We start from the raw sequence: 13,708 nt of genomic DNA, 5'->3' as shown, positions 1-13,708 counted from the left end.
ACTTTGAATAGCCGCACCACAGAATTCATAACCTGTACTTTTCAGCAGCCGTACCTTAATGCATTGTAAATGATAAAAAATAAATAAGCTATGAAATCAGAAAAGACAAACAACCTGGAACATGTACTGATAAAATGTATAACCGCCTGCGAAACGTGTGCCACCGAATGCCTGCACGAAGACAACGTTAAGGAAATGGCCAAATGCATATTATTAGACCGCGACTGTGCCGACATCTGCACCATTACGGCGCGCTTTGTAGCCCGTGACTCTGCCCATGCCAAGCATGTAATGAAGGAGTGCATTGAGATCTGCAGGCTGTGCGAGGAAGAGTGCAGAAAGCACGACCACGATCATTGCCAGAAGTGTGCCGATGCCTGCCGTGAGTGCGTGGAGGCGTGTGAGGCATGGATGAAATCGTAAGTATAAAATAAAAACAAAAGAGGCAACCGTGTTTAATTACGGTTGCCTCTTTTGTTAAAGTATAAAAAGTATACGACAACAAGTTGTCTGCAGTATGGCTGGCCTTTAGAAAATAAAATCAAGTATGGCCTCTACAATGGCCAGAACTATACTGAAAAGCAGCGCAGCAAAAAAGCCGCTGGTATCGAAACCAGTCACCAGCCAGTCTGCCAAAAGTATAATGATGGCGTTGATGATCAATAAGAACAGGCCCAGTGTAAGTACAGTTACAGGTATGGTAAAAAACACCAATACCGGCCTGACAACGGCATTAAGCAATGCCAGCACAAGTGCAAGTATAAGTGCAGTTAAAAAGCCATCGATATTTACCCCCGGAAGTATATAGGCCGCTATCATGGCAGCGGCACCCGTGATCAATAATTTTACAAGGAATCCCATAGTGGTTTGGTTATAGTATAGTACGTTAAGGAATCAGCAATATTCGCAATACATACGCAATTTAGAATATTTGGCTGTAAACCCGGAACTAATAATGGCCGCCAGCAATATTGCCGGCGGCCATTATTAATTTTATTCAAGCTGTAAAGGTATTAAAACTGGGCCTCCAGTTTACCCTGCGAAACCGCCATCCAGTTACACAGCTTTTGCAGCACGCGTGCACCTACGTTACCGTTCCACTCACTTTCGCCAGGGGCAACCTCGCACAGGTCAAAGCCGATGATCTCGCGGCCCGACTTTACAAGTTGCTTTACCAGGAACACAGCCTGCTCGAACTCCAGGCCGCCAGGTACCGGTGTACCAGTGGCAGGGCAAAGCTTTGGATCAAGGCCATCAATGTCAAAACTGATGTATACTTTCTGCGGAAGCTGCGCAATGATCTTCTTGCACTCTTTCTTCCAGCTATCGCCAGCATACATGTTTTCTTTCAATGTGGCATCGTAGAAGATCGTAATCCTGCCATTAGACTGGTCGGCCAGTTCTGCCTCGGCCTGGCACAAATCACGGATACCTACTTGTACTAGTTTCTTAACCTGAGGCAACTTCAGCGCATTGAACATGATAGAGGCATGGGAAAACTCAAAGCCTTCGTAGGCATCGCGCAGGTCAGCATGCGCATCTATCTGTAGTATACCATACTCCTCATGCTTCTCAGCCAGTGCATGCATCAGGCCAAGCGGTGTGCTGTGGTCGCCGCCAAGTACGGCCACCATTTTACCCTGGTTCAGGTAACCCAGCGATTTGTCTTTCAGCCACTGCAGGAACTCCTTCCCTTTTGCCGTTACGTCAGCTGGCAGGTTCTCAAACTCCGCTCTGCCGATCTCTGGGCTTCCGGCCTCCAGCCAGTTAATGTATGCCTCGGCTTTGGCGCGTAAAGCATCGCTGGTAGCCAGCCATTCCTCCGACACCTCCTCCATGGCAACGCCCAGTTTCCAGGCATCCGGAATGCTTGGCTCAAACAGATCCAGTTGCGGAGAGGCATCAAGTATAGCCTGGGGCCCCTGCGCGGTGCCAGCACTGTACGATACTGTTACCTCCCAGGGCGTTGGGATGATTACCAGTTCAGACTCCTCCACTGTAAACGGAAGTCCGAAGATACCGCCGCTGACATCACCTACTCCGTTTGGGTCGAAGTTGGCGATCTTTTGCTCTTTGCTATTCATTGGCTGGCTCTGCAGAATATTTCTCGATCACCTGCTGTGTACCCTTGTTCAAAAGCTCCTTCACAAAGTTCGGAAGTGCAAAGGCAGCAGCATGGATCTCCTCGTTGTAATACTTTAAGTTCTGCTCTTTAGAGAACTGAGCAGCAGCTTCTTTATCAAACACCAGTGGGTTAGAATCACCTTTGGATGAGTAAGAGAAGCTCCAGGTACCAGTCGGGTAAGTTGGGATAGCTGCAAGGTAGCAGTGTACTTTATCCTTACCGAAGATCTGCTTATAGGTATCGTAGATCTCTACAAACACACCACTGTTAAATCTCGGCGACTCAGACTGCGTGATCATAACGCCATCCGGTGTCAGGCAACGGTAAACTTCTTTGTAGAACTCTGCTGTAAACAAGCCCTCTCCAGGTCCAACAGGGTCTGCAGAATCCACTATGATCAGGTCGTAACGGCCGTCTTCACACTCGTTGATATACTTGATACCATCTTCCACCAGCAGGTTCAGGCGTGGGTTGTCGAAGGCAGACGCAGTTTCCGGCAAGTGCAGCTTGCATGCTTCAATCACCAGTTCGTCAATCTCTACAAGTGTTACCTCTTCCAGTTGCTCATGGCGCAAAAGCTCTCTTACAGTTCCGCCGTCGCCACCGCCAATAACAAGGGCTCTCTTGGCTTTGCGGTGGCTGAACATCGGCACGTGCGTGATCATCTCATGGTACACATACTCGTCTTTCTGCGTGCACATCACCATGCCGTCCAGTGTAAGCATGTTGCCGTAAGCAAGTGTTTCAAATACCTCTACACGCTGGTAAGGAGAATCTTTTTTGTAAAGCTGGTTGCCAGAATGCTTCAGGGAAAGGGCAATGTTCTCGTCACGCTCGGTAAACCATACATCACGTGTAATGCTGCCCGGCACTTCTTCCGGACGCGATGACACATCACGCAGGGTTTCAAGGTTAAAGTCGGTGCGCTTAAGCAGGCTAAGCTGACCACGGCGAAGCTCCATCGAAGAACCGTGACCGGCCTCAAAAGCCTCTTTCAGGAAATTATAAGATACCCAAGGATCAACTGAATCACCGCAGGTAAAAAGGTCTACGGCTGCATAGCCAAACTCAGGCCAGGTATGGATGGCCAGGTGGCTCTCCTGAATAACAACCACACCCGAAACGCCATACGGCGAGAAATGGTGAAACGTGCTGTTAATGACAGTTGCACCCGCAGTTTCTGCGGCAGCTACCATACTGTTTTCGATATGAACGACATCGTTCATAAGCTCAGGCGAGCAATCGTAAAATTCAACTAAAATGTGTCTACCTAAAGCGTTCATCAATGGGTATGAAAGGTTAAAAATGATTAATTCAGCAAAAAAACGAAATCTGAAGCTATTATCAAAAATGATAATACACCTCATTTGTTTACTTTGCTGCTTTACAATAAGTTAGCCTTTTATACTTAACAACTGTCGATTCAGTTATCCTGGTTTACCCAGGCTTGTTGTAGAAATTAGCAGTTCTGTACTTTGAAATGCCTTAGCGGCGAAAAGGCAACCTGCCAAAGTGGGTAAGTATAGAGCCTGTTTACAGGTTATTAAAATTCAGACTGCCTGCACTTGCTGCGTGTTATCACCAGCAAGCATAAAAGCCGGTGCCTTTAAATTATTGGTGAAAAACACCAACAATGGCGGGTTCATTATTTTTTTACCGAAACTCTAAACAGTTTCAAAGATAGGACCCATAGGGAGATGGCTTGACCGAAGCTAAAGTAATAACTTAACTACAGGGACATTATAAGCATAGCCTGTAGCACCTTGTCAACTTAGCCCCTTTTTGAAGTAGAAGTCATACTTACAGAAGGACTTTATACTTTATACTTTGAGCCTGTTTAGCGTTTATTAAAATACATACTGTCTGCCCTTGCTGCGTGTTTTCACCAGCAAGTATAATAGCCAGTGCCTTAAATTGTTGTTGAAAAACACCAACAATGGCGGGTTCGATCTCTTCTAGCCAAAACCCTAAACAGCTTCTTTATACTTTATACTTTATACTTTATCCTTTATACTTTATTCCGAATCGGACAGACCGTTGCTCTCCAGGTCAAACGTGCGGATGATGTCCAGCATCTTAACAAGTGTTTTGGCATCGAAGAACAAGAGCAAGGGCAGTTCCACACTTCTGTGGTTCTGTGTGAAGCGGGTAATCACTGTAAATACGATCGGCTTGAACATCGGATGATTCATCAGAATGTCTTTCAGGGAATCGGCGATGTGGTTTTTGGGGGATTTAGGCGGTGAGCCGTAAATGTCTGCTTTAAGTATGTTGGCCAGCTGGGTTACCAGGGCTCCGGTAATGATATTGCTGATCTCCAGCAATAAAGACTCCTGCATAACGGACAATTCCCCTTTCTGCACTTTGAGCATACTCAGGCATACTTCCGAGAGGCGGGCAATGTGGTCATCGGAGAACAGCATCAGGGTAGCCCCGTTAAAGTCCCCTTTGATATCAGACTGAATAATTTGATGTGTATCAATGTATTGCTCTACAAACTGCAGCAGTTCTTTGATATCGATCAGTTTGATGTCCGGCACTTTTAGCAAAACCTGGTCTTGGGCGATTGCGGCAAACGAGTCTGCTGCACGGGCAAGACCTATGTTTAAAATCTCTTTAATTATGTCCCTCTCCAGTTCCGTGATATGAGGTACCATCATACGTTCTGCTTTTGTTTCGTCAACTCCCATCGCCTCGGTCCTTTACCTTTTATTTATAAAATACCTGGTTATAGCCGGCACATCAAGCACCAGACAAACTTTGCCGCTGCCAAGAAGCGTTACACCTCCGTAGAGGTCTATCTTATCCAGCGGTTTACTTAAGGGTTTTACAACAATATCCTGCTGCCTGTATAACTTATCTACAATAAGTCCGAGCTTTCGGTTATTGTAAGACACAACAACAATGTTTTGCACCTGGCCTTTCAGCCTGGCCTTATCGCCGAGTTTCATACTTGCCTCATCGGCATTCAGAAGCTCGTGCAGGTATACCACCGTAATCGTTTCACCTTTAACATCGGCCACCATCACGTCGCCAACTTCATGCAGCTCGTCCTTATCCAGGGCAACAACCTGCTCTGTGTGTATCAGCGGTATGGCGTAGAAGATCTCATCCACCTCAAAAAGCAGCGCGCCCTTCACAGCAATGGATGTAGGCAACTGCATGGTAAACGTGGTGCCCACCCCTAATTGGGAATCAACCTGCAAGCGTCCTCCGATCGAGTCGATGGCATTTTTCACTACATCAAGGCCTACACCTCTGCCCGAGAACTCGGTAACCACATCGGCAGTAGAGAACCCCGGCTCAAACAGAAAAGAAAGCACCTCCGTGTCCGGCAGGTCATTTACCAGGTCCGGCGATACGAGCTTCTTGCTGACAGCCGTTTTCCTTACTTTTTTCAGGTCTATGCCCTTGCCGTCGTCTTTCAGTTTGATCACTACATTTTCCCGGTCATTACGGGCACTCAGCACAAGCGAGCCGGCTTTAGGCTTGTTGGCCTTTTCGCGCTGCTGCGGCATCTCGATGCCGTGCGTAATGGCGTTCCGGACAAGGTGCAGCAGCGAGTCGGTGATGATCTGAAGTATGTTTCTGTCGATCTGGATGTCCTGTCCGATTATCTCCAGGTTGATGTCCTTGTGTTCGGCAGTGGCTATGTCACGCACTATGCGCGGAAACTTGTTGAACAGCGTACCGATGTTAACCAGGCGCGCATCCATAACGCTGTACTGCAACTCCTCCGTGATGCGGTACAGGTGCGAACTAACCACTTTCAGGTCATCATTGTTCAGCTCTCTGCTCAGCGAAATGATCCGGTCACGATCTATGATCAACTCCCCCACCAGGTTCAGCATGTGGTCCAGCTTCTTTATCTGGATGTAGATCAGGTCGGAGAGTGAAAGGTTCTTGGCCGAAGTATACTTCTGAACCTTTGCCAGCTCTATGGTACTGTCAGACAGGCTGTCTACGATAATATCCAGGTTGCGGAGCAGCACCGGGTCCGGCTCAAGCACCGTCGGGTTGTCTATGTTGGCGATCAGATCACCGAGCATGTCTATCCCGTCAAACAGCACGGTCACCACCTCATCGCTAAAGCTGAGCTCTTTGTTACGGATCAGGCTAAAGGCGGTCTCCAGCTTATGCGCCACATCCGATATCTGCAGGTAGCCGATAGCTTTTGCGTTCGCCTTCAGGTTATGCAGCAAACGGAAGATCTCCGCCAGAATCTTATCATTCTGCGGCTGTTTCTCCAGTTCGCTGATGTGCCTGTTCAGGGAGTCAAAATACTCCAGCGCCTCAGCAATAAATATCTCTTTATACTCCTGTTCTCTAGATTTCATGCTTTGCGATCCGAAGACCTTAGCCTGCTATACTTTTACCTGAACAAATGCGGCAAAACATACTTGCTGCGGTAGTTACAGGCTCGAATTTGCGTTAATAGCTAAACTACTGTTTTACTTATTCCTCCAGTGCCTTGCTTACTACCTCCAGCACCTTCTCCTCCGAGAATGGTTTTACAATGTATGACAAGGCGCCATACTCAAGGGCCTCGTTCACGATCACTTCCTGGCCAACGGCACTCACAATGATCACCTTCATGTCAGGCTGGTCTTTTTTGATCCCCTTCAGCACATCCAGTCCCGTATTATCCGGCAGAATCACATCCAGTGTAATCAGGTCAGGCTTTGTTTCCTTGGCCAGTTCCAGCGCAGTTTGCCCGTTTGGCGCCTCTCCCACCACTTCGTAGCCTGCATCCGTGAGCATGTTCTTTAGCATGGTGCGCATGTAGAAGGAGTCATCTACAACCAGTATTCTTTTCATACTTTTATTTTAAGTGATTTTAGTTTGATGTTATTTTCCGGTAAGCTGCTTTATCTCGTCACTGGAAAGGATCTTATGCATGTCAAGCACGATGATCAGACGGTTATCGACCTTGGCTATGCCCTCAATGTAATTGTCTTTTATACTTGTATCCTGTAAGAAAGAAGGCGTTTTATCGATTTTAGACATGGACAGGTTAAGCGACTGCGGCACTTCCTTTACCACCACACCTATACTATACTCTTTCGCCTCCATAACCAACGTGTACGTCAGGTTAGGATTCAAATCTTCTGTTACGGGAGCAGGCCTTATCTGAAACCTTTTCTCCAGGTCAACGATGGCGATAATATCGCCCCTGATGTTGGCGACACCCTGCACAAAATCAGGGGTCCGCGGCATCCGGGTTATACTTGGCGTTATGGTGACTTCCTTTACCTGCTCAATTTTGATGGCATAGTATTCTTCGCCAAGCTTGAAGACGATCAGGTGTACCTTTTCTTCCTTTTCCTCTGGTGCTGGCTCTTTCTTGCTACCTCCGTTGCTTCCGTTGGTTGCAAGGGCCGGATCATGCTCAGTGCCTGCCTCCTGTATGGCAGCAGGCATTTCTTCTTTCTTTTGCTTCGCCATTACTTGCTTCTTTTGTCACTTCCTGTCTGAGACGCGTTAGTGGCCTTCGATTTAGTACTGAGACGTTGATTCCCCCTTGCAACCTTATCATTCTTATGCGCTGCAGGAATAGACAACATTCGTCTGCTACCAGCATTGTTAAAAACCAGGTTTCCGTCAATAAGCTTGAAGGCGGATATACTTATCTGAAGATCTGCTGCGATATCATTCAGGTTCTGTGAAGAAGAGGTAAGTGCCTGCATCGAAGCTGAAAGCTGCTTGGCGGTGCTGGCAACCTGCTGTGTTCCGGAGGCGGTTTGCTCCGCAATGGCAACAACTTCCTCCACATACTTCACAACATCCCCGATAGAGGATTTCTGCACTTCTGTCGCAGTTAAGATGTCCTGTGCAGTTCTAAGGGTTTCGCCACTCGATGCCGCGATGTTCTTAAATGCACCGGACGCTTCAAATGTGGCGTTCTTTCCTTTCAATACCCGGCCCTCCATGGTAGAGATCGCCATAGCGGCAGAGGCAGTATCTTTTTTCACGTCATCCACCAGCGTCGAGATTTCACTGGCCGATTTGCGGGAGCCTTCGGCAAGTTTTCGGATCTCCTCGGCAACCACGGCAAAGCCCCTACCCGCCTCACCTGCTCGGGCCGCCTCGATGGCTGCATTCAGCGCAAGCAGGTTGGTTTGTGCGGCTATGTCGGTGATTACACCCAGTGATTTGGAGATCTCCTGCGAACGGGCACTTAATACCTCAATTGTTTTAGAGGTAAGGGCAGCAGAGCTGGAGATTTCTTCCATGTTCTTCACCACTTCCGCCACAGTTTTCAGACCCAACTGCGAGGTTTCCTCACCGAGTAAGGCAGATTTGTTCACAACCTCGGCGCGATTGGCGGTTTCCTTGGTTGCCTTCATGATCTCCTCGATCAGTTTAAAGGCCTGGTCCGTTTTAAGGGCCTGGTTCTGTGCACCTTCGGCCATCTGCTGCATGGCAAGCGCCACATCAAGCGTAATCTTGTTCATTTCCAAGCCTTTGCTGGCCATCTCCTCAGAGGAGGTTCCCACTACCAGCGACGAGTCGTTGATCTCGCCCAGCAATGAGTTCAGGTTGTCAACGGCAAGGTTCAGGGCGTTAGCCATGTCCAGAATGTCACCGGCAGTCTGTGTCTCCACTTTCTGAGTCAGGTCACCTTCAGAGATCGCACGCACCACCCTGGATACTTCCAGAACCGGCGTTACAATGGACTCAAGCAGGTCATTCAGGGTATCAACCAGTTCTTTCCAGCTGCCACCCACACCCTGCAGTGTGGCACGCTCGGTCAGTTTTCCTTCCACACCAGCCACTCTTGCCACACGGCTAACCTCACCGGCCAGCCTGTTCAGGTCAACCACCATGGTGTTAATAGTATCTGCCAGTTCAGCTACTTCTCCTCTGGCATCTAGTGTCAGTTTTTGCGTCAGGTCACCTTTCGATACAGCCGTTACAACTTTTACAATGCCACGCACCTGTGTTGTCAGGTTCGAGGCCATGGTGTTCACGTTGTCCGTCAAGTCCTTCCATACACCACCCACGTTGGGCACAGATGCCTGTCCGCCTAGTTTACCTTCAGTACCTACTTCCAGCGCCACACGGGTAACCTCACCTGCAAATATGTTGAGTGAGTCCACCATGCGGTTGATGTTCTCTTTCAGTTCGCCCAGCTCCCCTTTCACATCCACGGATACTTTCTGAGTCAGGTCTCCTTTAGCAACGGCGGTGGCTACAGTGGCAATGTCGCGCACCTGGCTGGTCAGGTTCGAGGCCATGGTGTTCACGTTGTCGGTAAGCTCTTTCCAGGTACCACGTACTTTTGGCACATTGGCTTGTCCGCCCAGTTTACCCTCGGTACCCACTTCGCGGGCAACACGGGTTACCTCGTCAGCGAAAATGTTCAGCGAGTCCACCATCTGGTTTAGGTTTTCCTTCAGGTCCAGGATCTCGCCACGGGCCTCTACCGATACTTTCTGCGTAAGGTCGCCTTTTGCTACGGCAGTGGCCACCTTTGCAATATCACGTACCTGAGCCGTAAGATTAGACGCCATGTAATTCACGTTGTCGGTCAGGTCTTTCCAGGCACCACCTACATTCGGTACAATTGCCTGGCCACCCAGTTTACCTTCCGTTCCTACTTCACGCGCCACACGGGTTACCTCATCACCGAATATGTTCAGCGAGTCCACCATCTGGTTCAGGTTTTCCTTCAGGTCGGCCATTTCACCGCGGGTCTCTACTGTAATTTTCTGGGTCAGGTCGCCTTTGGCAACGGCGGTTGCCACGTTGGCTATACCTCTTACCTGTGTTGTCAGGTTAGAGGCCATGGTATTCACATTGTCAGTAAGGTCTTTCCAAACACCACCTACATTAGGCACAGTTGCCTGTCCGCCTAGCTTTCCTTCGGTGCCTACTTCACGGGCAACGCGGGTTACCTCGCCGGCGAAGATGTTGAGCGAGTCCACCATCTGGTTCAGGTTCACTTTCAGCTCAGCCATCTCCCCTTTCACGTCCACAGACACTTTCTGCGTCAGGTCGCCTTTCGCCACGGCGGTTGCCACATTGGCGATGTCACGTACCTGCAGCGTTAAGTTAGAGGCCATGGTGTTCACGTTGTCGGTCAGGTCTTTCCAAACACCGCCTACGTTTGGCACAGTGGCCTGACCACCCAGGTTACCCTCGGTGCCCACCTCACGTGCCACTCTTGTTACTTCGTCTGCAAAGATGTTAAGCGAGTCCACCATCTGGTTTAAGTTCTCCTTCAGGTCAGCAAGCTCACCGCGCACATTTACAGTTATTTTCTGGCTTAGATCACCTTTCGCAACCGCAGTTGCTACGTTGGCGATGTCACGCACCTGGCTGGTCAGGTTGCCCGCCATCAGGTTCACGTTATCGGTTAATTCTTTCCAGATACCTGCCACATTTGGCACATTCGCCTGGCCGCCAAGTATACCTTCTGTTCCCACCTCACGCGCCACACGGGTTACTTCCGCACCAAACACATTCAGGCGGTCCACCATGGCATTGAGGATGTCCTTCAGTTCACCCAGCTCGCCTTTCACGTCAACGGATACTTTCTGGGTCAGGTCACCCTTGGCCACAGCGGTTGCCACGTTGGCGATGTCACGCACCTGGCTGGTCAGGTTGCCCGCCATCAGGTTCACGTTATCTGTTAACTCTTTCCAAGTGCCCTCAACCTTTGGCACATTTGCCTGGCCTCCAAGTTTACCCTCTGTACCTACTTCACGGGCAACGCGGGTTACCTCACCTGCAAAGATGTTCAGCGAGTCCACCATCTGGTTGATGATGTCTTTCAGCTCGGCCATCTCGCCTTTCACGTTCACTGTGATCTTCTGTGTCAGGTCACCTTTCGCAACAGCCGTAGATACATTCGCAATGTCACGCATCTGGCTGGTAAGGTTGCTGGCCATGGTGTTTACATTGTCAGTCAGGTCCTTCCAAACACCACCAACATTCGGCACTTTTGCCTGGCCTCCCAGTCTTCCTTCCGTTCCTACTTCACGGGCAACGCGGGTTACCTCGTCTGCAAAGATGTTCAGTGAATCAACCATCTGGTTTACGTTGTCCTTCAGCTGGGCAAACTCACCGCGCACATCAACCGATACTTTCTGGGTAAGGTTACCCTTGGCCACGGCTGTTGCCACATTGGCGATGTCGCGTACCTGCAATGTCAGGTTCGAGGCCATGGTGTTCACGTTGTCGGTCAGGTCCTTCCATACGCCGGCTACGTTTGGCACCGATGCCTGGCCGCCCAGCTTACCTTCGGTACCCACTTCCAGGGCCACACGGGTTACCTCACCGGCAAACAGGTTCAGGTTATCAATAGTACGGTTAATGGTCTCGGCCATCACTTTAAAGTCGCCGGATACCGGGATCTGGAACGTTTCGTCGAGGTTACCGCGAGATATATTCTTCAGTACTTTGCCTACCTCCAGTACAGGCACCGCAATGGAGTCAACAAGACCGTTGATGTTGTTGATCATGTCCTTCCAGAAACCCGAGGCGCTTTCGGCGGAGGCCCTGGCTTTCAGGTTACCTTCCACTCCTGCTACCTTCGAGATACGGGACACCTCACCACCTACACCACCGATCATCTCCACCATCGAGTTGTAAGCTTCTGCGATCTCAGCGAAAATGTCGTTGTTCTGTTTTGTAAGCCTTACCGAGATGTCGCCTTTCTTAAAGGCATCAAGCGCGTAGAGTACCTTGTTAAGCTGCTCGCTTACGTACTCCTGGTTATAGGACAGGGCATCGGCGGGCTTAGACTCCACTTTGATGTCAGCGGAAAAGTCTGGCTGGTTAGGTTTCTTGCCAGGGGTTTTCTCTTTTACTTCCTGAGGTTTTTGATCCTTGCTATTCAGTCTGGTAACCGGTGTTTTCTCATCTGCTTTGGCATTCTCTGCTTTGGCGTTAAGAGAAGCAGGTTTCTTTGGCTTAGCCTCTGCCTCACTGATGAGTTTTTCTTTATTCAGCTTCAAGTTCTTACCTAAGGCCATAAGTGTCAGGGTTTGGGTATGTGTATCTACAAAGCACGTCGTGTTCTTTGTACAGACTTCTTATAAATGCAATATAGTTCTAAATTGTTTATCAACTAAAGGCGGTTTCCACATTTAAGCTTGAAGGAATTCCTCTGCCAGTAATTTATAGTCTTTGGCCCCATAGGAGGCGGCATCGTAATCAAGTATGCTTTTACCGAAAGATGGTGCTTCTGCAAGTTTCACGTTCAGGCGTATCTGGCTATTAAATATCCGTTCTTCAATGTTCTCCCGCAGGTATTGCAGCACTTCCTGGCTCAGCTTCCTGCGCACATCAAACATCACCACTACGATGCCCTTTATTTTAAGTTTGGGATTGAACGCTTTTTTCACCTTTTCCACTGTCTGCATGATCTGGTCAAGGCCCTGCAGGGTGAGCACTTCCATCTGCAACGGAATGATAACCTCATTTGCCGCACTGAGCGCGTTAAGTGTAAGCACTGAAAGCGAGGGCGGGCAGTCAATCAACACATAATCAAAGCCTTTCGCATCAGCAAGTATACTTTTCAGGAAGCTTTCCCGCTTTGGCTGGCTCACCAGCGATATCTCGATATCAACCAGATCGTTTGAGCCGGGGGCAACAGAAATGCCGTCTTTGTGGACAAGAATATCCTGTAATTTTTTTGCACCCAAAAACACATCGGCCAGCGTTCCGGCAGTTGATGGTACAGCAAGCGAGTAGGAAAGATTGCTTTGCGGATCGAGGTCTACAAGCAGGATTTTTTTCCCCAGTTTAGCCAGGGCACTACCTAAGTTTATTGTGGTTGTGGTTTTACCGGTTCCACCTTTCTGGTTAATGACAGCAACTACAGTAGTTTTCATAAGGGTTGTTTAGGCCGGGGCAAACCGGCGTCATTAGCGCGGTTAAAGCTACAAAATTAAGATTTGACTATAAAAGATAAATGCCAAAATAAACCATTTATACTTGTTGCCCCGATCTATGCAGCAGGCTACCAGAGGTAATATAGAGGTCTTCCCACTTCTCCAGGCATACTTCAAGCGCCACAACCTGCGCCGTGTCAAGGTACCCGATCATCTTACCGGTTACTTCGCGCACTAATTTGGTAACGCCCGGGTTATGCCCCACCAGCAACACGTTCTTCACGTCGGGCGGCAATGCGCACAAACAATTTAAAAGCTGCTGCTCATGAGCATTATACAGATCAGGCTGGTAATCCACTTCCTCCGGCTCATAGTATAACTTTGCGGCAATTACGCGAGCGGTCTGGGCCGCCCTTTTGGCCGGACTGGCCACTATTCTGTCAACTTTACCAAAATTCTCCCGTAGCCACAGACCTGTCTCGCGGGCCTGCTGCCCCCCTTGAGAAGTCAGTTCACGTTCAAAATCTGATTGCAGTGGAAAAGGCTCTTGTGCTTCGGCATGTCTGCAAATGAGTATTTTTCGTTGCATATAAAAGGCAGATATGTTCGTATAGATGCAAATGTGTACGAATTAACGAGGTATTAATGTAAAAATATTCTTCGACTTAACCTATGTTATACGCCATAGGTTGTAATTGTTTGAAAAAATATTTGAACTTTGGGCAAATTTCGGCCAAACTTG

11 protein-coding genes are annotated in these 13,708 nt (G+C 48.9%); 1 reads left to right on the top strand and 10 read right to left on the bottom strand.

What is annotated here, in order from left to right:
- The first annotated feature begins 90 nt into the window (after positions 1-90).
- Complete coding sequence (locus AC4BAP_RS10155) at positions 91-423, top strand: four-helix bundle copper-binding protein (protein ID WP_490582531.1); 333 nt, start codon at positions 91-93, stop codon at positions 421-423.
- Positions 424-528: 105 nt separating this feature from the next.
- On the opposite strand, the gene AC4BAP_RS10150 is transcribed toward AC4BAP_RS10155, so the two are convergent.
- The 10 genes from AC4BAP_RS10150 to AC4BAP_RS10105 form a co-directional block, all read right to left on the bottom strand.
- On the bottom strand, positions 529-861 hold the full coding sequence (locus AC4BAP_RS10150; RefSeq protein ID WP_490582530.1) for a phage holin family protein: 333 nt from the start codon (positions 859-861) through the stop codon (positions 529-531).
- Positions 862-1,013: 152 nt separating this feature from the next.
- Positions 1,014-2,084: an agmatinase family protein gene (locus AC4BAP_RS10145; RefSeq protein WP_490582529.1), complete on the bottom strand. Its 1,071-nt coding sequence runs from the start codon at positions 2,082-2,084 to the stop codon at positions 1,014-1,016.
- Positions 2,077-3,351: a polyamine aminopropyltransferase gene (speE, locus tag AC4BAP_RS10140; RefSeq protein WP_490582528.1), complete on the bottom strand. Its 1,275-nt coding sequence runs from the start codon at positions 3,349-3,351 to the stop codon at positions 2,077-2,079. Before speE ends, AC4BAP_RS10145 begins: the two co-directional genes overlap by 8 nt.
- A gap of 789 nt (positions 3,352-4,140) precedes the next feature.
- On the bottom strand, positions 4,141-4,785 hold the full coding sequence (locus tag AC4BAP_RS10135; RefSeq protein WP_490582527.1) for a chemotaxis protein CheC: 645 nt from the start codon (positions 4,783-4,785) through the stop codon (positions 4,141-4,143).
- Between the two features lie 42 nt (positions 4,786-4,827).
- Positions 4,828-6,462, bottom strand: a complete 1,635-nt coding sequence (locus tag AC4BAP_RS10130; protein ID WP_490582526.1) for a chemotaxis protein CheA — start codon at positions 6,460-6,462, stop codon at positions 4,828-4,830.
- Positions 6,463-6,580: 118 nt separating this feature from the next.
- Positions 6,581-6,943: a response regulator gene (locus tag AC4BAP_RS10125; protein WP_490582525.1), complete on the bottom strand. Its 363-nt coding sequence runs from the start codon at positions 6,941-6,943 to the stop codon at positions 6,581-6,583.
- A gap of 30 nt (positions 6,944-6,973) precedes the next feature.
- Complete coding sequence (locus AC4BAP_RS10120) at positions 6,974-7,570, bottom strand: chemotaxis protein CheW (RefSeq protein WP_490582524.1); 597 nt, start codon at positions 7,568-7,570, stop codon at positions 6,974-6,976.
- The gene (locus AC4BAP_RS10115) at positions 7,570-12,105 is read right to left on the bottom strand and encodes a HAMP domain-containing protein (protein ID WP_490582523.1); all 4,536 of its coding nucleotides are present in this window, start codon (positions 12,103-12,105) and stop codon (positions 7,570-7,572) included. The genes AC4BAP_RS10120 and AC4BAP_RS10115 overlap by 1 nt, the downstream gene beginning before the upstream one ends.
- Before the next feature lie 114 nt (positions 12,106-12,219).
- The gene (locus AC4BAP_RS10110) at positions 12,220-12,966 is read right to left on the bottom strand and encodes a ParA family protein (RefSeq protein WP_490582522.1); all 747 of its coding nucleotides are present in this window, start codon (positions 12,964-12,966) and stop codon (positions 12,220-12,222) included.
- Positions 12,967-13,063: 97 nt separating this feature from the next.
- Positions 13,064-13,555, bottom strand: a complete 492-nt coding sequence (locus AC4BAP_RS10105; RefSeq protein WP_490582521.1) for a SixA phosphatase family protein — start codon at positions 13,553-13,555, stop codon at positions 13,064-13,066.
- Between the last annotated feature and the right edge of the window lie 153 nt (positions 13,556-13,708).

The sequence above is a fragment of the Pontibacter sp. GD7 genome (assembly GCF_058216375.1).
Note: the sequence above shows the minus strand (reverse complement) of the source record. Positions and strands in the feature narration are given on the sequence as shown.

Excerpts from the sequence above, each read along its gene's own strand:
- AC4BAP_RS10155 (WP_490582531.1), top strand. The coding sequence starts at position 91 with ATGAAATCAGAAAAGACAAACAACCTGGAACATGTACTGATAAAATGT.
- AC4BAP_RS10150 (WP_490582530.1), bottom strand. The coding sequence starts at position 861 with ATGGGATTCCTTGTAAAATTATTGATCACGGGTGCCGCTGCCATGATA.
- AC4BAP_RS10145 (WP_490582529.1), bottom strand. The coding sequence starts at position 2,084 with ATGAATAGCAAAGAGCAAAAGATCGCCAACTTCGACCCAAACGGAGTA.
- speE (WP_490582528.1), bottom strand. The coding sequence starts at position 3,351 with ATGAACGATGTCGTTCATATCGAAAACAGTATGGTAGCTGCCGCAGAA.
- AC4BAP_RS10135 (WP_490582527.1), bottom strand. The coding sequence starts at position 4,785 with ATGATGGTACCTCATATCACGGAACTGGAGAGGGACATAATTAAAGAG.
- AC4BAP_RS10130 (WP_490582526.1), bottom strand. The coding sequence starts at position 6,462 with ATGAAATCTAGAGAACAGGAGTATAAAGAGATATTTATTGCTGAGGCG.
- AC4BAP_RS10125 (WP_490582525.1), bottom strand. The coding sequence starts at position 6,943 with ATGAAAAGAATACTGGTTGTAGATGACTCCTTCTACATGCGCACCATG.
- AC4BAP_RS10120 (WP_490582524.1), bottom strand. The coding sequence starts at position 7,570 with ATGGCGAAGCAAAAGAAAGAAGAAATGCCTGCTGCCATACAGGAGGCA.
- AC4BAP_RS10115 (WP_490582523.1), bottom strand. The coding sequence starts at position 12,105 with ATGGCCTTAGGTAAGAACTTGAAGCTGAATAAAGAAAAACTCATCAGT.
- AC4BAP_RS10110 (WP_490582522.1), bottom strand. The coding sequence starts at position 12,966 with ATGAAAACTACTGTAGTTGCTGTCATTAACCAGAAAGGTGGAACCGGT.
- AC4BAP_RS10105 (WP_490582521.1), bottom strand. The coding sequence starts at position 13,555 with ATGCAACGAAAAATACTCATTTGCAGACATGCCGAAGCACAAGAGCCT.